The organism is Mesorhizobium sp. C264A, assembly GCF_040324515.1.
GTDB lineage: Bacteria > Pseudomonadota > Alphaproteobacteria > Rhizobiales > Rhizobiaceae > Mesorhizobium.
The window spans coordinates 2,448,729-2,474,709 of sequence record NZ_JAMYVY010000002.1; the positions used below are offsets into that span (position 1 = coordinate 2,448,729).

23 protein-coding genes are annotated in these 25,981 nt (G+C 62.7%); 16 read left to right on the forward strand and 7 right to left on the reverse strand.

What is annotated here, in order from left to right:
• Nucleotides 1–112 precede the first annotated feature (112 nt).
• Complete coding sequence (locus tag NKL04_RS31060) at nucleotides 113–757, reverse strand: TetR/AcrR family transcriptional regulator (protein WP_023671149.1); 645 nt, start codon at nucleotides 755–757, stop codon at nucleotides 113–115.
• Between NKL04_RS31060 and NKL04_RS31065 the strand changes: the two genes are divergently transcribed.
• Nucleotides 751–1,707, forward strand: coding sequence for a hypothetical protein (locus NKL04_RS31065; protein ID WP_156932556.1), 957 nt, complete (start codon nucleotides 751–753; stop codon nucleotides 1,705–1,707). The genes NKL04_RS31060 and NKL04_RS31065 overlap by 7 nt on opposite strands.
• A 250-nt stretch (nucleotides 1,708–1,957) precedes the next feature.
• Here NKL04_RS31065 and NKL04_RS31070 read toward each other — a convergent pair whose 3' ends face one another.
• The 3 genes from NKL04_RS31070 to NKL04_RS31080 are packed head-to-tail and all read right to left on the reverse strand — an operon-like array spanning nucleotide 1,958 to nucleotide 4,316.
• Nucleotides 1,958–2,992: a phosphotransferase family protein gene (locus NKL04_RS31070; protein WP_023700999.1), complete on the reverse strand. Its 1,035-nt coding sequence runs from the start codon at nucleotides 2,990–2,992 to the stop codon at nucleotides 1,958–1,960.
• The gene (locus NKL04_RS31075; RefSeq protein ID WP_280791431.1) at nucleotides 2,989–3,504 is read right to left on the reverse strand and encodes a MaoC family dehydratase; all 516 of its coding nucleotides are present in this window, start codon (nucleotides 3,502–3,504) and stop codon (nucleotides 2,989–2,991) included. The genes NKL04_RS31070 and NKL04_RS31075 overlap by 4 nt, the downstream gene beginning before the upstream one ends.
• The gene (locus NKL04_RS31080; protein ID WP_023701001.1) at nucleotides 3,501–4,316 is read right to left on the reverse strand and encodes an SDR family oxidoreductase; all 816 of its coding nucleotides are present in this window, start codon (nucleotides 4,314–4,316) and stop codon (nucleotides 3,501–3,503) included. Before NKL04_RS31080 ends, NKL04_RS31075 begins: the two co-directional genes overlap by 4 nt.
• A gap of 115 nt (nucleotides 4,317–4,431) precedes the next feature.
• Between NKL04_RS31080 and NKL04_RS31085 the strand changes: the two genes are divergently transcribed.
• The 3 genes from NKL04_RS31085 to NKL04_RS31095 are packed head-to-tail and all read left to right on the forward strand — an operon-like array spanning nucleotide 4,432 to nucleotide 6,924.
• A complete protein-coding gene (locus NKL04_RS31085; RefSeq protein WP_023701002.1) occupies nucleotides 4,432–5,670 on the forward strand; it encodes an acyl-CoA dehydrogenase family protein in 1,239 nt (412 codons plus the stop codon).
• The gene (locus NKL04_RS31090; RefSeq protein WP_198029303.1) at nucleotides 5,591–5,875 is read left to right on the forward strand and encodes a zinc-binding dehydrogenase; all 285 of its coding nucleotides are present in this window, start codon (nucleotides 5,591–5,593) and stop codon (nucleotides 5,873–5,875) included. The genes NKL04_RS31085 and NKL04_RS31090 overlap by 80 nt, the downstream gene beginning before the upstream one ends.
• A gap of 11 nt (nucleotides 5,876–5,886) precedes the next feature.
• Nucleotides 5,887–6,924, forward strand: a complete 1,038-nt coding sequence (locus NKL04_RS31095) for a zinc-binding dehydrogenase (RefSeq protein ID WP_023691846.1) — start codon at nucleotides 5,887–5,889, stop codon at nucleotides 6,922–6,924.
• Nucleotides 6,925–7,102: 178 nt separating this feature from the next.
• Here the strand turns inward: NKL04_RS31095 and NKL04_RS31100 are convergent, their stop codons facing one another.
• From NKL04_RS31100 to NKL04_RS31110, 3 genes are all read right to left on the reverse strand, one after another.
• On the reverse strand, nucleotides 7,103–10,234 hold the full coding sequence (locus NKL04_RS31100) for an efflux RND transporter permease subunit (protein ID WP_023701004.1): 3,132 nt from the start codon (nucleotides 10,232–10,234) through the stop codon (nucleotides 7,103–7,105).
• Complete coding sequence (locus NKL04_RS31105) at nucleotides 10,231–11,394, reverse strand: efflux RND transporter periplasmic adaptor subunit (RefSeq protein WP_023751351.1); 1,164 nt, start codon at nucleotides 11,392–11,394, stop codon at nucleotides 10,231–10,233. Before NKL04_RS31105 ends, NKL04_RS31100 begins: the two co-directional genes overlap by 4 nt.
• 171 nt (nucleotides 11,395–11,565) lie before the next feature.
• Nucleotides 11,566–12,390: a MurR/RpiR family transcriptional regulator gene (locus NKL04_RS31110; RefSeq protein WP_023671160.1), complete on the reverse strand. Its 825-nt coding sequence runs from the start codon at nucleotides 12,388–12,390 to the stop codon at nucleotides 11,566–11,568.
• 147 nt (nucleotides 12,391–12,537) lie between these two features.
• On the opposite strand from NKL04_RS31110, the gene NKL04_RS31115 reads away from it, so the two are divergent.
• From NKL04_RS31115 to NKL04_RS31170, 12 genes are all read left to right on the forward strand, one after another.
• Nucleotides 12,538–13,356 (forward strand): N-formylglutamate amidohydrolase, encoded by an 819-nt coding sequence (locus NKL04_RS31115; protein WP_023701006.1) that lies wholly within the window; start codon nucleotides 12,538–12,540, stop codon nucleotides 13,354–13,356.
• A gap of 77 nt (nucleotides 13,357–13,433) precedes the next feature.
• Entirely contained in the window at nucleotides 13,434–14,987 is a 1,554-nt protein-coding gene (locus tag NKL04_RS31120; protein WP_245271391.1) for an amino acid permease, read from the forward strand.
• A 91-nt stretch (nucleotides 14,988–15,078) separates the two neighbouring features.
• On the forward strand, nucleotides 15,079–16,449 hold the full coding sequence (locus tag NKL04_RS31125) for a glutamine synthetase family protein (RefSeq protein WP_023701008.1): 1,371 nt from the start codon (nucleotides 15,079–15,081) through the stop codon (nucleotides 16,447–16,449).
• Nucleotides 16,450–16,538: 89 nt separating this feature from the next.
• Nucleotides 16,539–16,994 carry a DUF7662 domain-containing protein gene (locus NKL04_RS31130; RefSeq protein WP_023686443.1) on the forward strand — a complete coding sequence of 152 codons (456 nt, stop codon included), beginning with the start codon at nucleotides 16,539–16,541 and terminating at the stop codon, nucleotides 16,992–16,994.
• On the forward strand, nucleotides 16,991–17,410 hold the full coding sequence (locus NKL04_RS31135; protein ID WP_023804693.1) for a type II toxin-antitoxin system VapC family toxin: 420 nt from the start codon (nucleotides 16,991–16,993) through the stop codon (nucleotides 17,408–17,410). The genes NKL04_RS31130 and NKL04_RS31135 overlap by 4 nt, the downstream gene beginning before the upstream one ends.
• Before the next feature lie 13 nt (nucleotides 17,411–17,423).
• Nucleotides 17,424–18,809 (forward strand): aldehyde dehydrogenase family protein, encoded by a 1,386-nt coding sequence (locus tag NKL04_RS31140; RefSeq protein ID WP_023701010.1) that lies wholly within the window; start codon nucleotides 17,424–17,426, stop codon nucleotides 18,807–18,809.
• Between the two features lie 18 nt (nucleotides 18,810–18,827).
• Nucleotides 18,828–20,000: an iron-containing alcohol dehydrogenase gene (locus NKL04_RS31145; RefSeq protein WP_023683212.1), complete on the forward strand. Its 1,173-nt coding sequence runs from the start codon at nucleotides 18,828–18,830 to the stop codon at nucleotides 19,998–20,000.
• 239 nt (nucleotides 20,001–20,239) lie between these two features.
• Nucleotides 20,240–21,346 (forward strand): ABC transporter substrate-binding protein, encoded by a 1,107-nt coding sequence (locus NKL04_RS31150; protein WP_023671169.1) that lies wholly within the window; start codon nucleotides 20,240–20,242, stop codon nucleotides 21,344–21,346.
• Nucleotides 21,347–21,409: 63 nt separating this feature from the next.
• On the forward strand, nucleotides 21,410–22,324 hold the full coding sequence (locus tag NKL04_RS31155; RefSeq protein ID WP_023817252.1) for an ABC transporter permease: 915 nt from the start codon (nucleotides 21,410–21,412) through the stop codon (nucleotides 22,322–22,324).
• On the forward strand, nucleotides 22,321–23,112 hold the full coding sequence (locus tag NKL04_RS31160; RefSeq protein WP_023671171.1) for an ABC transporter permease: 792 nt from the start codon (nucleotides 22,321–22,323) through the stop codon (nucleotides 23,110–23,112). The genes NKL04_RS31155 and NKL04_RS31160 overlap by 4 nt, the downstream gene beginning before the upstream one ends.
• 30 nt (nucleotides 23,113–23,142) lie before the next feature.
• Nucleotides 23,143–24,207, forward strand: a complete 1,065-nt coding sequence (locus NKL04_RS31165; RefSeq protein ID WP_023701013.1) for an ABC transporter ATP-binding protein — start codon at nucleotides 23,143–23,145, stop codon at nucleotides 24,205–24,207.
• Nucleotides 24,208–24,355: 148 nt separating this feature from the next.
• A complete protein-coding gene (locus tag NKL04_RS31170; protein WP_023804695.1) occupies nucleotides 24,356–25,909 on the forward strand; it encodes a cation:proton antiporter in 1,554 nt (517 codons plus the stop codon).
• The last annotated feature ends 72 nt before the right edge of the window (nucleotides 25,910–25,981 follow it).

The window sequence follows — 25,981 nt, forward strand, 5'->3', positions numbered from 1 at the left end:
TTCAAGTCGGAAAACGTACGCGTACGACAAATTTTTTGAATGCCGAAAATTGCGTCGCACTGACACAGCCGAAGCTGTCAGGCCGGACGTTGAATTGGAGGGGCGGGGATGCTCAGCAGTCGACCGGGGTCTCGGTCAGCGGCGGCACATTCTGGGTGCTGAGCGTGGCGAGTGTGAAATCGCACATCCGCGTCACGAAAGCCTGTGGATCGCCGAAGGGGTAGAACGGGAACGTGATCAAAAGCGAGATGGTGCCGTGGCCGACTGCCCAAAGCATGGTGGCGATGGCGCGCGGATCGCCCTGCAGCTTGCCTGCAGCAACGCAGGCCTCGACCCTGGATATCAGCGCTTTCATCGCCGGGTTGGCCTCTTCCATGTCCTCATAGCTTCTGCCTTCCGGCAGCTTGGTCTTTTCGGTCATGAACACGGTGCGGTATTCGTTGGGGTTGCCGAGCCCGAAGGCGGCATATTCGGTCATCACCGCACGCAAGGCCTCGATCGGATCGTCGGAAGGATGCTCCTCGATGCGGCGGGCAAGTGTTTCGAAGGCATCCTCGGCCAGCGCAAACAGGATGTCCTGCTTGTCGGCGAAGTAGGAATAGACCGACATCGGAGCATAGCCGACCCGCTTGGCCAACTTGCGGATGGTCAGCCCTTCATAGCCTTCTTCCTTGACGAGCTTGTGGGCTGCGTCGAGCAATTCGGAACGCAGTTCGGCTTTTTGTTTTTCGCGGCGTTTCTGGACGCTCAGTGGCAAGACCCGGTGCCTTTGGTTGGTTGTGCATGGCTAAATATATACGCTGTACGGAAACGGGCAAGGGCGCTGCCAGGGACATCAAAAAGCGACCTCAAGCTTTCTCTCGAATAGTCGTGTCCGTTCTGGTCTATTTCGCCAGCATCTATGTCACAGCATGTGTAACATGGGCGCTCGCAGGCAACATCGGACCGTTACAAACAAAGCCTATCTGGCGGCTCTGCAAGAAATTTCGGTTTTGGGGGGCCTCTATGGCTGCGATAGAGCTTTCGTCCGGGCTGCCGGGCGCACATCCACTTTCTCATGGCGCCAGGCTGGCGCTCAGGCGAGTCGTGATAGTCGCATGGCTGGCGATCGCAATCGGCTTCGCCATGGAAGCGCTTATTCTGACTGCCGGATTTGCGGCAGGTTCGCACCCGGCGCCAACCCAGGTTCTGATCGACTTGGCGCAAGGCGTGACCTGGTCATTCTTCGTCTGCGCCGGCGTCAGCCTCGGCACGGCGATCACCAAGGTGCGAGCCTCGCTTGGCGGCCTGATCGCCATGATCTCGGGGCCGCTGGCCATGGGCATCGCCAAAGGTACGCAAAAGGTGATGGTGAGCGCGCTTGATGTATCGGCAAAGCCCGTGATCCTGTCGCTCACTACGCTCGGTATGTTGCGGGCGATCGAGTATGGCTTGCTGGGCTGGATGCTGGCTTCGCTGGCATCCAAGGAAGAACCTCGCTCGCTGCATTTCATGCTGGCGGGTGCCTTGGCCGGCGCGGTGTTCGGCGGCGGGATCACGGCGCTGACGATCGAGACCGCCGCAGCCAAGGACATTGCGCTGGCATTGCCGCAGGCTGTCGCCACCGGCCTCATTGAGATCGTGTTTCCGATCGGATGCTCGCTGGTCGTCTACATCGCCCTGCAAGTCAGCCGGCACATGAAGTTCATTTCCAGCGATGCGCGCTAGAGCCGGATGATTTCAGGTCGAATTGACCTGAATCTGAATCCGGCTCTAAATCAAATAGATAGAGCATGATGTCGTCCGAAAACCGCTTCACACTTTTCGGCATCATGCTCTGTCTACAGACGGTGATCGGTTTGCGTCCTGTTTCCAGGCCGGTTGCCACCGCCTCCGTGTGGGCTTGCTCCCCGGTCGGGGAACGGAACTGATCCGATCTGTCATCAAATCGCGCCGACCACACTATCTCATTGTCTACTCAGGTTCGGTCGATCAGCTTGGCGGCAAGGTGCGACAGCAGCTTCACCGCTTCGCCATAGGTCCTGGCCTTTTCGGGATTGGAGGCGTTGCCGTCGAGCGCCCGTTTGTAGACGCCCTGACAGATGGCCGCCAAGCGGAAGAAGGAGAAGGCGAGGAAGAAGCTCCAATTGTCGATGCCGCCCAGCCCGCGCCGCCGGCAATAGGCGGCGACGTACGCGTCCTCGGAAGGAAGGCCGAGGGCGGCGCGGTCGACGCCGCCAAGACCGCGAAAGCCCGAGGCGTGCGGCAGGCGCCATTGCATGCATTGATAGGCGATGTCGGCGAAGGGATCGCCGAGTGTCGACAGTTCCCAGTCGAGCACGGCCAGCACTTTCGACTCATTGTGCGCGAAGATCATGTTGTCCAGCCGGTAGTCGCCATGCACGAGAGATTTTCGGCCGTCATCGGCCGGCATATGCGTCTCCAGCCACGCGATCAGCAGGTCCATGTCGGCGACCGTGCCGGTCTCCGAGGCGCGGTACTGGCTGGTCCAGCGTGCCAGCTGGCGTTCGAAGTAATTGCCGGGTTTGCCGAAATCGCCGAGCCCGACCGCCTCGACATCGACGTCGTGCAGGGCGGCCAGGGTGGCGTTCATGGCATCGTAGAGGGCGGCGCGCTCATCGTTGCCAGCGGCCTCCGGCACTGCCGGATCCCAGAAGATGCGGCCGTCGAGAAAATCCATGACGTAGAACATGCGGCCGATCGGCGTCGCCTCCGCCGACAGATGCAGCATCGCCGGCACCGGCACGGCGGTGCCGGCCAGCGCCTTCATGACCGTGAATTCGCGGTCGACCTGATGCGCCGATTTCAGCAACTGGCCCGGCGGCTTGGCGCGCAGGACATAGCGGCCGCTGGCCGCGGTCAGCAGATAGGTCGGGTTCGACTGGCCGGATTTGAATTTTTCGATGGAATGAAGCCCGGCAAAACCCGGGATGTGCGCCTCGAGATAGGGCGCTAGTGCCGTCTGGTCCAGCGCGTTGGCGTCGCCGCTCATGCGGTCTCCGGCTCACGCTCGATCAGCGTCAGCGTCAGCCAGCGCGCCGTCAGCGCCGGCTTCTTCGAGCCTTCGATCTCGATGGTCACGTCATGCGCCGTCTGCACCCAGCCCGACGGCCTGACCTTGACGTCGGCCAGCACGAAGCGGGTGCGGATGCGCGCGCCGGTCTTCACCGGCGCCAGGAAGCGCAGCGAATCGAAACCGTGGTTGACGCCCATCTTGCCCTTTTCCAGCGGCGGCATGGTCTCGAAGGTCATCGCCGAGAGCAGCGACAACGACAGGAAGCCATGCGCGATGGTGCCGCCGAACGGCGTCTCGTTTTTGGCCCGCTCGGGGTCGCAATGGATGAACTGGTGGTCGTCGGTGGCGTCGGCGAACTGGTCGATCATGGTCTGTGTGACCTCGCGCCATGGCGAGACGCCGACTTCCTTGCCGACGCTGGCCAGAAGCACATCGAGACTGATCGGTTCCACTGCGGTGTCCTCCCCTCGCCGCCGACCGCGGCTCATTCCTTGAACAGTGTCAGCCCATGCTGCACCGACTGCCCGCCGTCGATCGGCAGGATGGCGCCGGTGACATAGGAACCGGCACGGCTGCACAAATAGAGCGTTGCGCCGCCGATGTCATCCGCCACGCCGATACGGCCGATGGGGACATGGCTGCCGACATGTCTGGCCTTTTCGTCGGTGCCCGTGGCAAAGGCGGTCATCCGGCTCTGGAAGGGACCGGGCGCGAAGGCGTTGACGGTGATGCGCCGCGCCGCGAGTTCGATCGCCAGCGTGCGCGTCAGGTGGTGAACGGCGCCCTTGGACGCGGTATAGGAATAGGCGTCGTCGGCCAGCGGCTGCGTGCCCATCACCGAGCCCAGATTGATGACGCGGGCCGGATCGGCATCGCTGGCCGCGGCTTCCAGCAGCGGCAGCAATTCGCGCGTCAGATGAAAGACGGCGGTGACGTTGACGGCGAACACCTTGGCCCAGCCGCTATAGGGAAAATCCTCCAGCGAGGCGCCCCAGGATATGCCGGCATTGTTGACGAGGATGTGCAGCTTCTCGGTGCGCGCCTTGACCTCGCTGACCAGCGCGGCAATGCCTGCTTCGCTCGAGACGTCACCGGCGAAGCCTTCGGCACTGCCGGAGCCGCCGAGCCCGTTCAACTCAGCGGCGACCTTGATGCAATCCTCGCCCTTGCGCGAAGCGATCATCACGGTGGCGCCGGCTTGGACCAAAGCGGTCGCCACCATGCGGCCGATGCCGGTCGCGGCTCCCGTCACGAGCGCGGTCTTGCCGACCACTGAGAACAGCTCGTCGAGATAGCTCATCGATCCTCCGCCTCTTCCTTGCCGCCCGGCAACAGTTCGCGTTGACAAGGCTATCCGAAGTACGGTCATCCTTGCCACGGATAAATGTCCGGGCAGCGTGAAGGGTTAGCGAGCGATGAGCGACATGAATCTCGGCATGACCGAGCGGCTGAAGCCGATCCACGCCCGTGTCGCCGCCATGGTGTGCGACGAGATCATGCCGCTCGATCATGAGTTTTTGAGCGAGGTCGGCAAGGGCGGCGACCGCTGGGTCTACACCGCGCGGCAGACCGAGATCCTCGAAGGGTTGAAGAAAACGGCCAAGGATCGCGGCCTGTGGAATTTCTGGCTGACCGGCTCCGAGCGCGGCTATGGGCTGTCAACCGTCGAATATGCCTATCTCGCCGAGGAGATGGGCAAGGCGCATCTCGGCGCGGAGACCTTCAATTGCTCGGCGCCCGACACCGGCAATATGGAGGTGCTGGAGCGCTATGGCTCGGAGGACCACAAGCAGGCATGGCTGGCGCCGCTGCTCGAGGGGAAAATCCGCTCGGCCTATCTGATGACGGAGCCGGATGTCGCCTCCTCCGACGCCACCAACATCGCCATGCGCTGCGAAAAGCAAGGCGGCGACTATGTACTCAACGGCGAGAAATGGTGGGCGTCGGGGGCCGGGGACCCGCGCTGCGCCATCTACATTGTCATGGTTCGCACCGGCGAAGCCGAGACGCAGCACCGCCGCCATTCGATGATCCTGGTGCCGTCCGGTACCAAGGGCGTGACCAAGCTGCGACCGATGCAGGTCTATGGCGATGACGACGCGCCACACGGCCACATGCATCTTCGCTTCGACAATGTCAGGGTGCCGGCGGGAAACCTGATCCTCGGCGAGGGCAGGGGGTTCGAGATCGCGCAGGGGCGGCTTGGCCCCGGCCGCATCCATCATTGCATGCGCGCCATCGGCCAGGCCGAAATGGCGCTGGAGCTGCTGTGCCAGCGCTCGGTGCGCCGCGAGGCCTTCGGCCAGCCCTTGGCCAGGCTCGGCGCCAATTTCGATATCATCGCCGAATGCCGCATGGAGATCGAGATGGCGCGGCTGCTCTGCCTCAAGGCGGCGTGGATGATCGACCAGGGCGATGCGCGCGCAGCCGCGCCCTGGATCAGCCAGATCAAGGTCATCGCACCGCGCGTCGCGCTCAAGGTCACCGACGAGGCGGTGCAGATGTTCGGGGCGCAAGGCATCAGCCAGGACACGCCGCTGGCACGCTCATGGACGCATCTGCGAACCCTGCGCCTTGCCGACGGGCCGGACGCGGTGCACCGCCGGCAGGTGGCGCGTACGGAGCTCAGGAAATACACGCAGGAAAAGGTCTGAGCGGATGAAGGCCATTATCGCCCGCGATTTCGCGCCGCTCGACCAGATCGTCCATGCCGACAATCTGAAGGCGCTGGTCGGCTGGCATCTCGCCGGCAAGGTTCGGCCGGCCATCGAAGGCACTTATCCGCTGGCCGATGCCGCCGCCGTGGTGACGCGCGTGCTTGGCCGTGGCGCATCCGGCAAGCTCATCCTCAAACTGTAAGGAGCCCCGCCATGGCGATCCCCTCAGACATGAAAGCACTGCTGCTGACCGGCGACGGCTACACCAGGACGCCCTCCGGCAGTGCGCTGGAGGCGATGGAGCCGTACCTCAAGCTTGGCAGCATCGGCGTGCCGACGCCCGGACCGAGCCAGGTTCTGATCAAGGTCAGCCTCGCCTCGATCAACCCGTCCGACGTCATGTTCATCAAGGGCCAGTACGGTCAGCCGCGCGCCAAGGGCCAGCCGGCCGGCTTCGAGGGTGTCGGCACGGTCGTTGCCAGCGGCGACGAGCCCTATGCGAAAAGCCTGATCGGCAAGCGCATCGCCTTCACCACCGGCGTCACCAATTGGGGCGCGTGGGCGGACTATGCAGTTGCCGAAGCTGCCGGCTGCATTCCGCTGCTCGACACGGTCCGCGACGAGGATGGCGCGGCGATGATCGTCAACCCGCTCACGGCGCTCGCCATGTTCGACATCGTCAAGGAGACGGGCGAAAAAGCCTTCATCATGACCGCCGGTGCCAGCCAGCTTTGCAAGCTGATCGCGGGTCTCGCCAAGGAGGCTGGGTTCCGGCCGATCGTCACCGTGCGCCGCGACGAGCAGATTCCGCTGTTGAAGGAGATCGGGGCTGCCCATGTGCTCAACGAGAAGGCGCCGGATTTCAAGGCAGCACTACGCGATGTGGTCAAGGCCGAGCAGCCGCGCATCTTCCTCGATGCCGTGACCGGGCCGCTGGCCTCGGCGATCTTCGACGCCATGCCGAAGCGCTCGCGCTGGATCATCTATGGACGGCTCGATCCGGACACCACTGTCATCCGTGAGCCCGGCCAGATGATCTTCCAACACAAGCACATTGAAGGCTTCTGGCTGGTCGAATGGATGCGCCAGTTCCGCGACAAGCGCGGCCCGGCGATCATGGAAGCACAGAAGCGCTTTTCGGATGGGCGCTGGTCAACCGACGTGACGGCGGTGCTACCGCTGGATGAGGCGATGGCGAAGGCCCCGGCGGAGCTGGCCAAGCCGAACGGGAAGGTGTTTATTAGGCCGTGACTTTCTACCCTCCCCTTGTGGGGAGGGTCGACGAAAGAGCAATTTTGCTCGTTCGTCGGGGTGGGGGTCTTGGCTCCACCTCTGTTATTCGCGGGAGCGCTGGACCGACGTTAGTTGGCGCTGCACCCCCACCCGGACCTGCGGTCCGACCCTCCCCACAAGGGGAGGGTAAGCGGAGCTACTCCGCCGGCTCGACATTGGCGTACGCCGCTTCCTCAAGCTCCCGCTTCAGCCTCGCTTCCTCATGCGTCTTCGGCGTGACGAAGCGGCCGAGCAGGAGGTAGGCGACCGGGGTCAGGAAAAGCGTCGAGACGGTGGCGAGACCCAGCCCGCCGACGATGACCCAGCCGAGCGCGATGCGCGCTTCGGCACCGGCGCCGGCGGCCAGCACCAGCGGGACCCCGCCGAGGATGGTGCAGATCATCGTCATCATCACCGGCCGCAGGCGGATGATCGAGGCCTGCTCGATCGCCTCGCGCACGCCGAGGCCGCGGTCGCGCAGCTGGTTGGCGAATTCGACGATGAGGATGCCGTTCTTGGCCATGACGCCGACCAGAAGCACGAGGCCGATCTGGCTGTAGGCATTGAGGCTGGTGCCTGACAAAAGCAGCGCAAAGATTGCGCAGGCAAGGCCGAGCGGGACCGTCGCCATGATGATGACGGCGCTGACGAAGCTTTCGAACTGGGCGGCAAGCACCAGGAGGATGATGACCAGCGCGAAGCCGAAAATGGTGATCATGGCGCTGTTGGTCTCGCCGAGCGTCGCGGCTTCGGCCAGCGGCAGGACGTGGCTGCCCGGCGGCAGCAGCGGGGCGGCGATCTGCTCGGCAACGCCGAGCGCGTCACCCAGTGCGAAATTGCCGTTCAGGTTCGAGGTGATCGCCACCGAAGGCTGCTGCTGTTCGCGGGTCAGCGACGGCGGCACGGCGCGCTCGGTCAGCGTGGCGATGGTCGACATCGGCACGAAGCGGCCGTCGGCGGTCTTCAGGAAGATGTTTTCCAGATCGGTCGGATCATTGATCGGGTTGGTGGTCGAGACCAGCTTCACGCCATAGCTGCGGTCGGCGATGTAGACATCGACGACATCGTTGCCGTCGAGCATCGCCTGCAAGGTGTTGGCGAGCCCCGATATGTCGATGCCGAGATCGGAGGCGCGCTCGCGGTCGATGGCCACCGCCAACTGCGGCTGCGTCGGGTCGATGGAAAGCCGCGGCGTCTGGAAGCGCGGATCGGCCTGCATCCGGGCGATGATCTTCACCGCCGCGTCGCCGAGCGCCTTGCGGTCGTTGCCGACCAGCGCGAATTGCAGGCCGTTGCCGGCGCCGCGAATGCCGAGGCTATTGGCCTGCACCGGGAAGATGCGCACGGATGGCACCTGCCGGGTCAGCTGGCTTATCTGCGCCATGATCTCCTGCTGGCTGCGCGTGCGCTCGTCCCACGGCGCCAGCGTCATAACCATGAAGCCTGAATTATAGGCGCCGTTCTGGCCGGCATTTTCGAAGGTCGAGACGATCTCGCCGGAATCGCGCAGCGGCTGGATCAGCCGCTCGATCTTCTGCATTTGCTGGGTGGTGTAGTCGAGGCTGACGCCTTGCGGCGCGTTGATGCGCAGAAGCACGACGGCGCGGTCCTCGCTCGGCGTCAGCTCCTGGCGGATAGTGCCGAACAGCATGAAGGCGATGCCTGCAAACAGCACCGCGACCAGCAGCACGATCCACGGCGCGCCAAGGCAGGCATGCAGGGCGCGTTTGTAGGCCGCGTTCAGCGCACCGCCCATGTGCGCGCCAATGCCGTGACCGCCTTCATGGTGGAGCGATGCGCCGGTCAACATGCGCGAGGCCAGCATCGGGCACAGCGTCAGCGCCACCACGCAGGAGAGCAGCACCGACATGGCGAGGACGAAGCCGAATTCGCGAAACAGGCCGCCGGTCTGTCCCGGCAGGAAGGAGATCGGCACGAAAACGGCAACGAGCGTCAGCGTCGTGGCGATGACGGCGAAGAACACTTCCTGGGCGCCGAGCACGGCGGCGGCACGAGGCCCCATGCCTTCGTTGCGCCGTCGCACGATGTTTTCCAGAACGACGATGGCGTCGTCGACGACAAGGCCGGTTGCCAGCACCAGCGCCAGAAGCGTCAGGATGTTGATGGAGAAGCCGGCGAGATAGATGGCGGCGATGGTGCCAATCATGGCGACCGGCATTGACAGACCAGGGATCAGCGTCGCGCGCCAGTCGAGCAGGAAGATGTAGATGACGATCAGCACCATGGAGATCGACAGGCCGAGCGCGATCTCGACCTCGTGCACGGCGCCGTTGACGAAGACTGCGTCGTCGCTGGTGATCTTGATCGACATGCCCTTGGGCAGGTTTTCCTGCAGCTTGGCGACGGCTGCCTTCACTCCGGTGGAAATATCCAGCGTGTTCGATTCCGCCTGGCGGATGATGCCAAGGCCAATGCCGGTCTTGCCGTCGGAGCGCAACGAGGTCTGGCCGATGTCGGGACCGAGCGTGACGGTGGCGACGTCGCGGATGCGCGTCGTGCCGCCGATGATGATGTTTTCGAATTCTTCCGGCGTCGTCACATCGGCCGTGGTGCGGACGATGAGATCCTGGTTGGTGGTGGTGATCGAACCGGCTGGTGAATCGAAAGCGACCGAGGCAAGCGCTGCCCTCAGATCGGCGACAGTGAAGCCGAGGCTGGCGAGCTTGTTCTGGTCGACATCGATGCGGAAGATCTTGTCGCGGTCGCCATAGACCTGAACGTCGGCGACGCCAGGCACGGCAGCCAGTTCGTCCTCGATCTGGTCCTGGACGATCACCGTCATGTCCTGCACCGACATGGTGTCGGAGGTGACGGCCAGTCGCATCACGGCATCGGAATTGGCATCGGCCTTGACGATGCGCGGCGGGTCGGCGGTCTCCGGTATCATGTTGGCGACACGGCCGACCGCGTCGCGCACGTCGGAGGCGGCGACGTTCAAATCGACGCCATCGTTGAACTCGATGGTGACGCGGCTCTGGCCGAAGGAAGAGGTCGACGAGATCGACTTGACGCCGGAGACGCGGGCGACCGCGCCCTCGATGGTGTCGGTCAGTTCACGGTCGACGGTTTCGGCGGCGGCACCCTCGAAGGCCGTCGACACGGTGACCACGGCGCGGTCGACATCGGGCAGTTCGCGGATTTCGACGCCGTAGAAAGCGGCAAGGCCGGCCACTGCGATCAGCGTGTTCAGCACGAAGGCCATGACCGGCCTGCGGATGAAGAGAGCGGTGAAGCCGGTTTCGCTGGCGGTGCTGACAGGCGCGGTCATGAGCCTTCGGCCGCGTCCGCGGCGCGCTGATCCTGGCCGGCGATGCGGACCGCGCCGCCTTCGCTGACGCTCTGGGTGCCCTCGGTCACAACCATGTCGCCATCCTCGATCTCGGCGTCGATCAGCACCGTCTCGGTGTTGCGCTGGATGATGCGCACGGGAACGCGCCTGGCCTTGCCGTCCTCGATCTGCCAGACATAGGCGCCGTCGGAACCCCACAGGATCGCCAGCGGGCTGACGGCCGGGTAGGTGTCGCCGGGGAAGCGCATGGTGATGCCGAACGACATGCCGGCGCGCAGCGAATCCGCTGGATTGGCGATTGCAGCCTTGACCAGCAGAGTGCGGCTCTTTTCGTCGATGTGGTTGTCGATGGCCGACACAGTGCCGGTATAGGCCTTGCTCGGATTGGCGATCGGCGTCGCCGACAGTTGCGCGCCGACCTTGACGGCGGCGGCGAAGCGCTCGGGCACCAGGAAATCGACCAGGATGGAGGAGCGGTCGTCAAGCGTGGCGATCGCCGACTGGCTGGTGACGTAATTGCCGGCCGATATCGGCAGGATGCCGACCGTGCCGGCGATAGGGGCGACGATCGAACGACGCTGCAAGGCGAGTTCGGCATCCTGCAGCGCCAGTTTGGCGCCGGCCAGCACCACTTGGGCATCGGCGACGGCGACCGGGGTCGCGGCGTTGGAGGCCCTCAATGATTTCACCCGCTCGAGCTTGTCCTGGGCATCCTGCAAGGCGAGCTTGGCACGATCCTGCGAGATCACCTCGGTCTCGGAATCGAGAACAGCGATGATCTGCCCCTTGTCGACGCGGGTACCGGACTGGACGAGGAATTCAACCAGCCGGCCGGAGCTGTACGGGTTGACCGTCACCGAGGCATTGGCGCGGCCGGTGCCGATCGCCTGCAGGCGATCGTTGATGGTGGCCGTGCCCGCCGGCAAGGCAACGACATTTGCCGGCCGGCCGGCAGCGTTGCGACCGCCTGCCTGTTTCGTCGTGTCGACCGCGCCGGTTGTGGCGGGCGCCGAAGCATAGGTCCAGTCGATGCCCCAGCGTGCCAGAACCTCCGGCGCGCCCGGGAAGAATCGCGCCCAGGCGAGGACAGCCGCGACCAGGATCACAAGCGCAAAAACGATCTGTTTCCAGGCGACCATCGACACTCCGGTTGGCAAAACGTCTACCGGTTTCGCCAAGCAAAAAAACGCGCAGCGACGCACCCGGTATGTGCGAAGCGGCCGCAATATCATGGCTTTATGGCAATTCTGCCGCTTCCATGCACATTAAATCTGCGTAATTTTGCGCACCTGCGGCGGGGATTGAACGTGTCAGCGCAGGCTTTCGAGGTCGCGGATGCGCCTGGCGCTGTCGGCCTCGAGCTGCCTGGTGACGGCGCCGATCAGCGTCTCGGCGACAACGAACAGAGCGGCCGAAGAGTCCCACGCCGAAGGCACGGCGGTGCGTCCGGCAATGACATGGCGGGCGAAGCGGGCGATCGGCGATAGCCACTGGTCGGTGAACAGCACGATCTGAACGCCGCGCTGATGCGCGGTCTGGGCAAAGCGGACCAGACTGTCCTGATAGCGCCTGATGTCGAAGATCACCAGCACGTCGCGCTTGCCCATGTCGATCAGCCGGTCGCGCCAGATGCTCTCCTGGCCGGCAAGGTGATAGACATCGGGCTGGATGATGGCGAGATGGGCGGCCATGTAGCGTGCCAACGGATCGGTGAAGCGGCCGCCGATCAGGAATGTCTTGCCGCGCCGGTCGGCAAGCCTTGCGGCGATGTCGGCAAGCTGTCTGTCGGAGAGATGCCTGAAGGTCTCGCGCATATTGTCCAGCGTCGCCTCCAGCATTGGCGATACTGCACCGCTTGGGGAGGCCGGGTTGAGCGTGCGCGATGCCGGCGACTGCAATTGCGCCGCCAGTTCGTCCTGCAGCGCCGACTGGAATTCGGGATAGTTCTGGAACCCCAGCCTGGAGACAAAGCGCAGGATGGTCGGCGACGATACGCCGGCGGCGGTCGAGAACTCGGCGACCGTCTTCAGCCCGATCAGCGGATAGTTCGCAATCAGTGTCTGCGCGGCGCGGCGCTCGCCGGCCGGCATCGTGCCGATGCGGTCCGAAATCAGTTCGGCAATGCTGGAAATCATCGTTTTCCCCACCCCTGAGCCCGTCCAGACCGCTTCCCCGAAATCGCGTTTGACAAAGCCGGACAAACTGTATGAAATCATCCACAGGGACGCAATGAGGCAAAATACGTAACATAAGATACAGCGCTCCCCAGGGGACGGCAGACTATGGAGAGAGCACGGCCCGCCAGCCTTGCATCGTCTGATACCGTAGGGGTGACGAACCCCGGCGGGTCCAGCCCTTTCGTGCTGACCTGCGACCACGCTTCCAACTTCCTGCCGTCCGAATTCGGCACGCTTGGCCTGCCGGCCGAGGACCTCTCCCGCCACATCGCCTGGGACCCCGGCGCGCTGCCGGTGGCGCGCCGCATCGCGACCGCCCTCGATGCGACGCTCATCGAAACCCGCATCTCGCGCCTGATAATCGACTGCAACCGTCCGCTCGAGGCACCGGACCTGGTGCCGCCGGTCAGCGAGACGACGGCCATTCCGGGCAATGCCGGCCTGTCGGACAGTGAGCGCGCCGAGCGCATCGCTTTGTCGTGGCGGCCGTTCCACGACACGATCGCATCGATCATCGACGACCGGCAGGCGCGTGGGCAGGACACCCGGCTGGTGTCGGTGCATTCCTTCACGCCGGTCTACAAGGGCAAGAACCGGCCTTGGCATATCGGCATCATCCATGATGACGACCGCCGGCTGGCGTCGCCGCTGATAGCGGCGCTGCAGCGGCTCTCCGGCGTCACTGTCGGCATCAACGAGCCCTATTCGCCGGCCGACCGCGTCTATTTCACTTTGGAGCGCCATGCACGCTCGCGCGGCCTTGCCTGCGCGATGATCGAAATCCGCAACGACGAGATTTCCGGCGAGACCGGGCAGCGGAAATGGGCGGATCTGCTCACAGGCATTTTTTCTGACCTGGAACCCGAGGAGGCCAAGGGTTCCCGGCGACAAGCAATGGGAAAGTCAGTTCAATCGGCCAGCTAAGAACGTTAAAAAGGGGACTTCAAATGGCAGCACCGATACACACGGACACATCGGAGGACGTGAAGGTCCTTCACAGCATGGGCTACGCCCAGGAACTATCGCGGCGCATGGGAGCATTCCAAAGCTTTGCGATCTCGTTTTCGATCATCTGCATCCTGTCCGGCGGGTTTGGATCATTCCCGATCGCGCTTTCGACGGGCGGTCCATTCTCACTGACCATCGGCTGGATCATCGGCAGCGCGTATGCGCTTGTCGTTGCGGCCTGTCTTGGCCAGATCGCGTCAGCCTACCCGACGGCAGGCAGCCTGTATCACTGGTCGTCAATCCTGGGCGGCCGGTTCTGGGGTTGGGCAACGGCCTACGTCAATCTGCTGGGACTGCTGTTCGTCATCCCGGCCGTGAATGTGTTTCTCTATCTCATCACGCGTGATCTGTTCTTCGGTTCGGTACTCGGCTGGGACGTCTCCGGCTGGGGGATGGGGACGCAAATTCTATCGGTCGCCGTCATCACCGCGGCGCAAGCCCTGCTGAACCATTTCGGCATCAGGCTGACGACCATACTGACGGATTTCTCCGGCTACCTGATCCTCGGGGTCACCGTCATCCTTATCATCATGTTTCTGATGGCGGCGCCAAGCCTGGACATCGGCAAGGCGTTCACCTTCGTAAACAACACCGGGGCTTCTGGTGGTGGCGTTTCCCCGCAAACCGGTCCATTGATGGCGATCATCATCGGCCTTCTCTATCCGCTGTTCACCATTACCGGCTTTGACGCGTCCGCACACACGGCGGAAGAAACAGTCAATGCGCGCGACACGGTGCACAAGGGCATGCTGCATTCAGTCTTCTGGTCCGGCGTGTTCGGTTTTGTGCTGATCCTTGTCATGATCATGGCCATCCCGGATCTGAATGCCGCCGCCGCCTCCGGCTGGAGTTCCTTCAACAATCTCTTCATCGCAGCCATCATGACGTCGTTTATCGGCAAGTTGATGCTGATCGGTGTGATCATTTCCAACTTCCTCTGCGCATTAGCCGCCGTGACGTCCACATCACGGATGATCTATGCGTTTGCGCGTGATGGTGGCTTGCCATTCTCGGGCCTGCTGAGCTCGGTCAGCCCGACATATCGCACGCCGGTGGCGGCGATCTGGTTCTCCGCCATCATGGCGGTCGTGTTGACCGCCGTGACGACGCCACTCAATGCCTTTGCCGCGCTCTCGACCGGCTGCGCTATGTATCTCTACATTTCATATGCAATGCCGATTGTTGCGGGTTTCTTTGCCGAAGGAAAAACCTGGACCACCTTTGGCAGCTTCCGTCTGGGCGGTTTGTCAAAAGTCTTCGCGGTCATTGTCATGATCGGAACCGTCCTGGTCACGATCGGTGGTCATGCCTTCGTCGTGTCGATCCCCGGCACACCGGGCGACGCTGCCGCCAATCCGCCGGTTGCCGCCACAAGCTTCGTGCCGGGCCTGTGGTACTATTCGGTTGGCTTCGCCATCATCCTGGCAATTCTTTGGTTCGCCACTGAAAACCGGCGTTTCCAGGGTCCGCCAATCGGCGAGGCGGCAATCGCCAAGCGCAAGGCGATCATTGCAGCCGCTGAAAAGGCTGTCGGCGAATCTGCCTGAGCAACAATCAAAGCCGTGGCGAGTTCGATAGCCACGGCTTTTTCCCTTTCAAAGTGACAAGCCCAAAGCGGCTAGCTGGAGTGCCAAAGGAATGGCCGGAAATTTCTCGTTCGATCAGTTGAAGAAAGCGGTCTCCAGTGGCGAGATCGACACGGTGCTGGCCTGCATCGTCGACATGCAGGGGCGGCTCGCGGGAAAGCGTTTCCTGGCGCAGTACTTTGTGGATTCTGCTCATGACGAGACGCATGGCTGCAACTATCTGCTCGCCGCCGACATCGATATGGAGCCGGTGCCGGGCTACAAGGCGGCAAGCTGGTCGAAGGGCTATGGCGACTTCGTCATGAAGCCGGACCTTGCGACGCTGCGGCGGATTCCGTGGCTGGAAAAGACCGCGCTGGTGATCTGCGACGTGCTCGACCACCACACCCATGACGACCTTCCGCATTCGCCGCGCGCGATGCTGAAAAAGCAGGTCAAGCGGCTCACCGAACGCGGCTATATCGGCTACTTCGCCTCCGAGCTCGAATTCTACCTGTTCAACGAGACCTACGATTCCGCCCGCAAGAAGCACTGGCAGGGGCTCGACACCGCGTCGCCCTATATCGGCGACTACCAGATCGGCATCACCACCAAGGAAGAAGGCGTCATGCGCCGGCTTCGCAACGAGATGGAAGCGGCGGGCATTCCGATCGAAAACTCCAAGGGCGAATGGGGCCCGGGGCAGGAAGAGATCAATGTGCGCTATGCCGAGGCGCTCGACATGGCGGACCGCCACGTCATCCTGAAGAACGGCGCCAAGGAGATTGCCGAGTCCGAAGGCAAGTCGATTTCCTTCATGTCGAAATACAATTACGGGCTCGCCGGTAATTCCAGCCACATCCACAATTCGCTGTGGAGCGCCGATGGCAAGACGCCATTGTTCTTCGACAAGAAGGCGGACTGGACTTTGTCCACGCTTGGCCAGCAATGGGCGGCTGGGCAACTGAAATATGCCAGGGAGTTTACCTGGTTCCTGGCGCCCTACATCAACTCCTACAAGCGCTTCCAGGCCGGCACCTTCGCACCGACCAAGATCATGTGGAGCGAGGACAACCGCACCGCCGGCTTCCGCCTGTGCGGTGAGGGCACCAAGGGCATCCGCATGGAATGCCGCATCGGCGGCGCCGACCTGAACCCCTATCTCGCTTTCGCGGCGCTGATCGCCGCCGGCCTTGCCGGCATCGACGAGAAGCTCGAACTGCAGAAGCCGTTCGTCGGCGATGCCTACCAGGCCTCGCGCCTGCCGGAGATCCCGAAGACGCTGCGCGACGCCACCGAGACGCTGGCCAAGTCGAAGATGCTGAAGCAGGCGCTCGGCGACGATGTGCTCGAACATTATGTCCACACCGCAAAGTGGGAGCAATTCGAATACGACCGCCGCATTACGGATTGGGAACTGCACAGGGGGTTCGAGCGGTATTAAACTTTATACAGCTTTAATGTTGACACTGTAGTGAAGTTAGTACCATATGGTACCTGTAAACTGCAGTGCGCTACATTGAGGAGTTTGCAATGTCCAAATATGCGCCGCTCAAGGACTTTCTCATTGCCCAAAATGTCGATCGCGTTCCGATGTCATTCGCCGAAATCGAGAGAGTGCTCAATCTGCCGCTGCCCGCATCGAAGCAATACCCTGCATGGTGGAGCAACAATCCGAGCAACAATCCCATGACAAGGGAGTGGCTTGAGGCTGGGTTCGAGACCGAATCCGTCAATATAGGGAGTGGGAAACTGGTATTTCGCCGCGTTCGCAAAGTGCCCATTTCGACGCCGCCCAGTGGTAGCGTGCCTGCCGCGCCAAAGGAGGCGCGCGCGGATCGCCACCCCGGTTTTGGTTTCATGAAGGGCCTAATAACAATCGAAGCCGGATTTGATATCACCAAACCTTTCGATGACGAGCCATGGGACCGAGGCTATCTGGGCGGTGAGGCTGACGCGCGTGACGGCAAACTTGCGGTGCGTAAATGAGCGAAGGGCCAAACCTGCTTCTGGATACATGTGCGATGATCTTTGTCGCCAACGATAGTCTGATCGATCCGCACGCAAGCCGGGAGATTTCGGAAGCGGCCTATGACGGCCGTCTGTATCTTTCGCCGATGTCGGCATGGGAGATCGGAATTGGCGTAGCCAAGGGCCGGCTCAATCTGCCATTGGCGCCACTCGACTTCGTGGAGCGATTCATCGAGCGAATGTCGGCAAAGCTCAGCGCTATCTCACCAGCCATTCTGATTGCGTCATCCAACCTGCCCGGTCCGCCTCATGGTGATCCGATGGATCGGATACTGATGGCAAGTGCGAGAGCGTTGGACATGGTTCTGGTGACGCGTGACGAGCCCATCCTTCGCTATGGCCGCAATGGCCATCTGCGCACCCTAGCCTGCTAAACTGGAGTATCCTTTGGAAACCGTAAAACTCAAATCGCCCATCGATGGTTCGATTTACGCCGAGCGGCCGATCGCGACCGACCAGGCGATCAATGCCGCGGTCGAGCGCGCCAAGGCGGCGCAGGAGAAGTGGGCGCTGACGCCGATCGTCGAGCGCGGCAAATTTATGCTGGCGATGCTCGAAGCGCTGGTCGCGATGACCGACGAGATCGTGCCGGAGATCGCCTGGCAGATGGGGCGACCGGTGCGCTATGGCGGCGAGTTCGGCGGCGTCAGGGAACGCACCAATTACATGGTCGAGATCGCTGAAGCCGCGCTGAAATCCGTGCCGGCATCCAACCCGAAGGACGGCTTCCGACGCTATGTGAAGAAGGATCCGCTCGGCGTCGTCATGGTGATCGCGCCGTGGAACTATCCCTATCTGACCGCCGTCAACACCATCGTGCCGGCACTGATGGCCGGCAATACCGTTATCCTCAAACATGCGGCGCAGACGCTGCTGGTTGGCGAACGGTTCCAGCAGGCGTTCGACAAGGTTGGGCTGCCCAAGGGCGTGTTCCAGAATGTCGTGCTGAACCATGCCCAGACCGAGAAGCTGCTCGGCTCGGGCAAGATCGACCATGTCAATTTCACCGGTTCGGTCGGCGGCGGCCGCGCCATCGAGAAGGCGGCGGCCGGCACCTTCATGACGCTCGGGCTCGAACTCGGCGGCAAGGATCCGGCCTATGTGCTGCCCGACGCCAAACTCGACCATGCGGTGGCCAATCTGGTCGACGGCGCCTTCTACAATTCCGGCCAGTGCTGCTGCGGCATCGAGCGCGTCTATGTGCATGAGAAGGTCTACGACCAGTTCGTCGAAGGTTTCATCGCCGAGACGAAGAATTATGCCGTCGGCAATCCGCTAGAACAGGCGACGACAATGGGGCCGATGGCGCAGGCGCGCTTTGCCGACCTGATCCGCGAGCAGAAGGCCGAGGCGCTGCGCAAGGGTGCAATCGCACACATCAATATGAAGGTGGCTAACGACAAGGCCGGCTCGCCCTATCTGGCGCCGGAAGTGCTGACCGGCGTCGACCACCAGATGAGCGTCATGCGCGAGGAAAGTTTTGGCCCGATCGTCGGCATCATGAAGGTGCGCAACGACGAGGAGGCGATCGCGCTGATGAACGACAGCCCCTACGGGCTGACCGCTTCGATCTGGACCGGCGATATCGAGCATGCGGTGGCGATCGGCGACCGCGTCGAGACCGGCACCGTGTTCATGAACCGCTGCGACTACCTCGATCCGGCGCTGGTCTGGACCGGCGTCAAGGACACCGGCAAAGGCGTCGCCCTTTCGGCGCTCGGCTACGACAATCTGACCCGGCCGAAATCCTTCCATCTGCGCGAAGCCATCTGATTTTTTGAAAGACAAGACATGTCCAAGCTGATCTCCAAATGGAACTACCCGACCACCGTCCGCTTCGGCGCCGGGCGCATCAAGGAACTGCCTGAGGTGCTCGCTGCCACCGGCATTAAGCGGCCGCTATTCGTCACCGATCCGGGGTTGGCGAAACTGCCGGTCGTCGCTTCGACGCTGAAAATCCTCGACGACGCCAAGGTATCCTATGGCGTGTTCTCCGAGGTGAAGCCGAACCCGGTCGATTCTAACCTCACCGCCGGGATCGCCGTGTTCAAGAAGGGCAAGCATGACGGCGTCATCGCCTTCGGCGGCGGTTCAGCGCTCGATCTCGGCAAGCTGATCGCGTTCCAGGCTGGCCAGACGCGGCCGATCTGGGACTTTGAGGATGTCGGCGACTGGTGGACGCGCGCCAATTCGGATGCCATCGCGCCGATCATAGCCGTGCCGACCACTGCCGGCACAGGCTCGGAAGTCGGGCGTGCCGGCGTCATCACCAATGAGGCGACGCACACTAAGAAGGTGATCTTCCATCCGAAGCTTTTGCCGGCAATCGTCATTGCCGATCCGGAACTGTCGGTCGGCATGCCCGGCTTCATCACCGCCGGCACCGGCATGGATGCGCTGGCGCACTGCCTCGAAGCCTATTGCGCGCCGGGCTATCACCCGATGGCCGACGGCATTGCGGTGGAAGGTGTGCGCCTGGTGTTCGAGAACCTGCCCAAGGCCTACGCCAACGGCAAGGACCTTGTCGCGCGCGCGCACATGATGAGTGCGGCCGCCATGGGTGCTGCCGCCTTCCAGAAGGGTCTTGGCGCCATCCACTCGCTGTCGCATCCGATCGGCGCGCTCTACGACACCCATCACGGCATGACGAATGCGGTGTTCATGCCCTATGTCTTGGCCTTCAATCGCGACTCCATCGAGGAGCGGATTGCCCGGCTCGCTGCCTATTGCGGCATCAAGGGTGGCTTCGACGGCTTTGCCAAAGCGATCATCAAGCTGCGCAAGGAATTGAAGGTGCCGCATGCGCTGCCCGATCTGATCAAGGGGCTCGACATGGACAAGAAGCGCAAAGGGCTGATCGCCGACATGGCGGTGGTCGATCCGACCGCCGGCGGCAACCCGGTCAGGCTGACCAAAAAGGCGGCGCTGACGCTGCTCGAGAACACTATCGCCGGCACTGTCTGAGGCGGTTTCTGCGCCGGACGTGATCTAAAAACGAAGGGAAAGGAAGGGCAAGGGGGCAAAAAGCAAGGCAATAAACCTTTAGCCGGGAAATTAAGTAGAGGCTAATTGCTACAGCCGGTTAAAAAGAGTTAACTTTTCGTACCGCCGGGGGCCAGTTTCAAAAAGCTTTCATCTGGCTGTCATATGAAACCGATACCGCATCGCAGGCGTCCAGGACGCCAGTTCAACGGAGAGAACACATGTTCAAGTTCACAGGGAAAGTGCTTTCCCTTTCGGCCGTCGCCCTCATGGCGACCTCTGCTATCTCGTCGGCCCAGTCCATGGATGAACTGGTTGCCGCTGCGAAGAAGGAAGGCCAGCTCACGACCATCGCGCTGCCGCATGACTGGTGCGGCTACGGCGCCGTCATCGACGGCTTCAAGGCAAAGTATCCTGAGATCACCATCAACGAACTCAACCCCGATGCCGGCTCCGGCGACGAGGTCGAGGCGATCAAGGCCAACAAGGACAACAAGGGCCCGCAGGCGCCCGACGTCATCGACGTTGGCCTGTCCTTCGGCCCGACCGCCAAGGCTGACGGCCTGATCCAGCCCTACAAAGTGTCGACCTGGGACTCGATCCCCGACAGCGCCAAGGATGCCGATGGTTACTGGACCGGCGACTACTATGGCGTGCTATCCTTCCTGGTGAACAAGGACCTCGTCAAGGAAGCGCCTGCTGACTGGGCTGACCTGCTGAAGCCGGAATTCGCCAACACCGTGGCGCTTGCCGGCGACCCGCGCGCCTCGAACCAGGCCATCCAGGCCGTCTACGCGGCCGGCATTTCCGGTGGTGCGGCTGCCGGCGAAGCTGCTGGCACTGCTGGTCTCGACTTCTTCAAGAAGCTTAACGCCGCCGGCAATTTCGTGCCGGTCATCGGCAAACCGGCGACCCTGGCACAAGGCCAGACGCCGATCCTGGTGACCTGGGATTACAATGCACTTGCCGGTCGCGACACGCTGAAGGGCAATCCGCCCGTCGACGTCGTCGTGCCCAAGACCGGTGTCGTTGCCGGCGTCTATGTGCAGGCGATCAGTGCTTTCGCACCGCATCCGAACGCTGCCAAGCTCTGGCTGGAGTATCTCTACTCCGACGAAGGCCAGATCGGCTGGCTGAAGGGCTATTGCCACCCGATCCGCTTCAACGATCTTGCCAAGAACGGCAAGCTCCCGGCGGACGTGATGGCCAAGCTGCCGCCGGCCGAGGCTTACGCTGCCGCGGTGTTCCCGACGCTGGACGAGCAGGGCAAGGCAAAGGAAGCCGTCACCAAGAACTGGGATGCCGTCGTCGGCGCCAACGTCAAGTAAGGCTTGAAACCAACCGGGCGGCCTCGCGGCCGCCCGGTGTTCCTCGGAGACGGTAGCCGGCGCATGACAGATATCTCGCTTTCCGATCACGCAGTTGCCGGGAAGACCGCGCCCCCCAGCGAGGCGCGTGCAATGCGACTGCCGACGCAATGGCTCGGCGTTGCGCCATTCTTCATCTTCGCCATCATGTTCCTGATCCTACCCACGCTCTATCTGATGCTGGGTGCATTCCAGAACGATGCCGGCGAATTCACGTTCGAAAACATAGCAGCACTGGCGCAGCCATCGATTGTCGCCGCCTACTGGATCTCGCTCAAGGTCAGCCTTTCCTCGTCGCTGATCGGCGCCTTCGCAGGTCTCGGCATCGCCATCGCCATCGTGCGCGGCGGCCTGCCGGAGTGGATACGTTCGGCGACGTTGACATTCTCCGGCGTGGCTTCCAATTTCGCCGGCGTACCGCTGGCCTTCGCCTTCATCGCCACGCTCGGCCGGCTGGGCCTTGCCACGGTGATGCTGAACACTTTTTTCGGTCTTAATATCTACGCGCACGGCTTCAACATCCTGTCGTTCTGGGGCCTGACGCTGACCTATGTCTATTTCCAGATTCCCCTAATGGTGGTCATCATCACGCCGGCGATCGACGGCTTGAAGAAGGAGTGGGGCGAGGCTGCGGCGACGCTTGGCGCCACCCAGACGCAATACTGGCGCATGGTGGTCATCCCGGTGATCTGGCCGAGTTTCCTCGGCACGGTCATCCTGCTCTTCGCCAATGCCTTCGGCGCCATCGCCACCGCCTATGCGCTGACCGGCTCTTCACTCAACATCGTGCCGATCCTGCTCTATGCGCAGATACGCGGTGACGTGCTGCACAATGCCCATCTCGGCTATGCGATCGCCTTCGGCATGATCGTCATCACTGGGCTGGCCAATGTCTTCTACATCTGGTTCCGGACGCGCTCGGAGAGGTGGCTGAAATGAAGTCCGGAAAATTCTGGGCCTGGGTCGTCTTCGGGCTGGGCGCGGCCTATTTCTTCATTCCGCTGATCGCGACGGTGGAATTTTCCTTGCGCATGCGGCGCGGCGCTTATTCCTTCGACGCCTATCAGATCGTGCTTGGCGACCCTCGTTTTCAGGCGACCTTTGGCTACTCAGTGCTTGCCGCCATCTTCACCATCATTCTGGGCGTGTTGATCGTGGTGCCCGCCGCCTACTGGATTCGACTGCGCCTGCCGCAACTGCGGCCGATCGTAGAGTTCATCACGCTGCTGCCGCTGGTCATTCCCGCGATCGTCATCGTCTTCGGCTATATCAGGATGTACGGTTCGAATTCGCCGCTGCCGTTCCTGGCGACCGACATGGGCACAAATGCCTTGCTGGTCATCGGCTATGCAATGCTGGCGCTGCCCTACATGTATCGCGCGGTCGATACCGGACTGCGCACCATCGACGTCAGGACGCTGACCGAAGCGGCGCAGATCCTTGGCGCCGGTTGGGGCACGATCATTGGTCGTGTGATCCTGCCCAATGTGCTGATCGCCGTGCTGTCGGGCGCCTTCCTTACCTTCGCCATCGTCATTGGCGAATTCACCATGGCCAGCTTGCTCAACCGGCCCGCCTTCGGCCCCTATCTGCAAAACGTTGGCGCCAACCGCGCCTATGAGCCGGCGGCGCTTGCCATCATCGCCTTCGCCATCACCTGGGGCTGTATGTCGCTGATCCAGATCCTGTCCCGTTTCGCGCCGAGATCGGCGAACCGCCCGAACTGATCGACAAAGTACTGATCGAAAGAAAAAGCCATGGCCGAACCATTCCTCTCCATCCAGCATGTGCGAAAATCCTTCGGCGCCACCACCGTGGTCGAAGATTTCAATCTTGATGTCGAGCCGGGCGAGTTCGTTTCCTTCCTTGGGCCATCGGGTTGCGGCAAGACCACCGTGCTGCGCATGGTCGCCGGTTTCGAAGAGCCGTCGGCGGGCAAGATCGTCGTCGCAGGCAAGGACATCACGAGGCTAAAGCCCAACCAGCGCAATGTCGGCATGGTGTTCCAAGCCTATGCGCTGTTCCCCAACCTGACGGTGGCGCAAAACATCGGCTTTGGCCTGAAGGTCGCCGGCATGCCCAAGGCGGACATCGACAGACGCGTGGCCGAGATGCTCGACATAATCAAGCTGCCGCAGATGGCCGACCGCTATCCCTACCAGCTCTCCGGCGGCCAGCAGCAGCGTATCGCGCTGGCGCGTGCCATCGCGCCGAAGCCGAAGCTGCTTCTGCTCGACGAGCCGCTGTCGGCGCTCGACGCCAAGGTACGTGTGTCGTTGCGCGAGGAAATCCGCTCGATCCAGAAGAAGCTCGGCATCACCACCATCTTCGTCACACATGACCAGGAAGAGGCGCTGTCGATCTCCGACCGCATCGCGGTGATGTATGGCGGCAAGGCCGAGCAGGTCGGCACGCCGTTCGAGATCTACAACCGGCCGGCGACCAAGTTCGTCGCCAATTTCGTCGGCACGCTGAACGTGCTCGAAGGCACTGTCACCGATGCCGCGTCTGGCAAGGTGCGCGTCAACACGCAGGAAGTCTCGCTAATGGGCAAGCTCAACGGCTCGAAGTCCGGTGACACGCTGTCGCTGGCGCTGCGACCGGAGGCGATTTCGCTCGGACGCCAACCCGGGCGCGATTCAAGCCTGTCGGGCGAAATCTCCGAAGTGCACTTCCTCGGCTCGGTCATTCGCGTTCGCGTCGGCATCGGCGGCAACACGGTGTCGCTCGACACCTTCAACAGCCCGGCAACGCCACCGCCCGCGGTCGGCGAGAAGGCCGACATATCGTTCTCATCGAGCGATATGCTGGTGCTGCACTAGCAAGCAGCATTTTGGCGCGACCGAGGCGGTCGATTCGAGCTGGCGCGATGAACGGCCGTATCATTGCCGGACCCCGAGTGCTGGATAATCAACAGCATCTTGCCATCCAGCCACTGCCCATGATGCCGCTTCGCCGATACGATGGGCCATGGCGCTATTCGAACTTACCCTCATCCTGCTTCTGGCTGCCGTCGCGCTGACGGCGCTGTCGCGGCGGCTGGAAATCCCCTATCCGTCCCTGCTGGCTCTGGCCGGGGTCGCGATTGCCTTCGTACCCGGTGCGCCGACGATCGAGATCGATCCGGAACTGGCGCTTGCCCTGTTCATCGCGCCGGTGCTTCTCGACGCCGCCTATGACACGTCGCTGCGCGACCTCAAGCGCTACCGGCTGTCGCTCGCGCTGCTGGCGCTAGGCGCCGTCGTCTTCACCACCGTGGTGGTTGCCTTCGTCGGCTGGAAGATGGCCGGCCTGCCGATCGCGGCGGCAATCGCGCTTGGCGCCATCGTCGCGCCACCGGATGCGGTGGCCGCATCCGCCGTGCTCAGCCAGTTCAAGGTACCGCACCGCATCACCGCCATCCTGCAGGGCGAGAGCCTGCTCAACGATGCCACGGCGCTGCTGATCTACCGGCTGGCGGTTTCGGCCGCGCTTGGCACCATCATGCTCAGCAACGCCGTTCCGGTGATCCTGCTGGCAACGATCGGCAGTCTGGTCGCGGGCTATCTGTTTGGCCGCGTCTCGCTGCTGGCGCTCGGCCGCATCGAGGATGCGGCGAGCAGCACGGTGGTGCAGTTTGCCGGAACCTTCGCCGTGTGGATCATCGCCGACAGGCTCGGCCTTTCCGCCATCATCACCATCGTCGTCTATGCCATGACCATTGCGCGCAGGGCGCCGCGCCAGTCGTCGGCGAGACGCCGCGTCAGCACCTATTCGGTCTGGGAGTCGGCCGTGTTCGTGCTCAACGTGCTGGCTTTCGTGCTGATGGGCCTGCAGGCACGCACGATCGTTGGCAGGCTGGCCGGCGACGGGCAAGGCGAAGCATTCCTTTTCGCCGCAACGGTGCTGGTCGTCGTTATCGTCGCGCGCCTTGTCTGGGTGGCGAGTTACGTCGCGATCATCCGGTGGCTTGCCCGCTTCGGCAGCCAAGAGGCAAGGCGGGAATTGCCGACATTCGGCGGCGCCGTCATTGTCGGCTGGTGCGGCATGCGTGGGTTGGTGACGCTGGTGGTGGCCATTGCGCTGCCGGCCGATTTTCCCGGCCGCGACCCGATCGTGCTTGCCGCCTTCGCGGTGGTGCTGGGCACGCTGGTGCTGCAAGGCATGACGCTGAAGCCGCTGCTGCGCTGGATCAACTTCGACCCCGATAGAACCGTCGACAATGAGGTGGCGCAGGCGCGCGTCGCCATCATGCAGGCAGCACTGGACGTGCTGAGCCGCAAGACATCTGCGGCCGCCGCCGTCGTGCGCGAACAGTATGAAGCGCAGCGCCTGATTGCGGAAAACCCGGAGGACGCTCAGGCCGCGACCGAATACGACCGGCTGCGCCTCTATGCCATCAACCGCCAGCGCGACACGCTCGAGGAGTTGCGCAGCAACGGCACGATCGGCGACGAAGCCTACCACCGGCTGGAGGAAGAGATCGACTGGGCCGAACTGGCGGCATCGCCGGCGGGCCGGTTCCAGCCGCTGACCACATCATAGACGCTGGCCCAGTTCCGCCGTCGTGCCGGTACATTGCAACCCATCTGCCGAACCGCTACTGCCAAAGCCAAA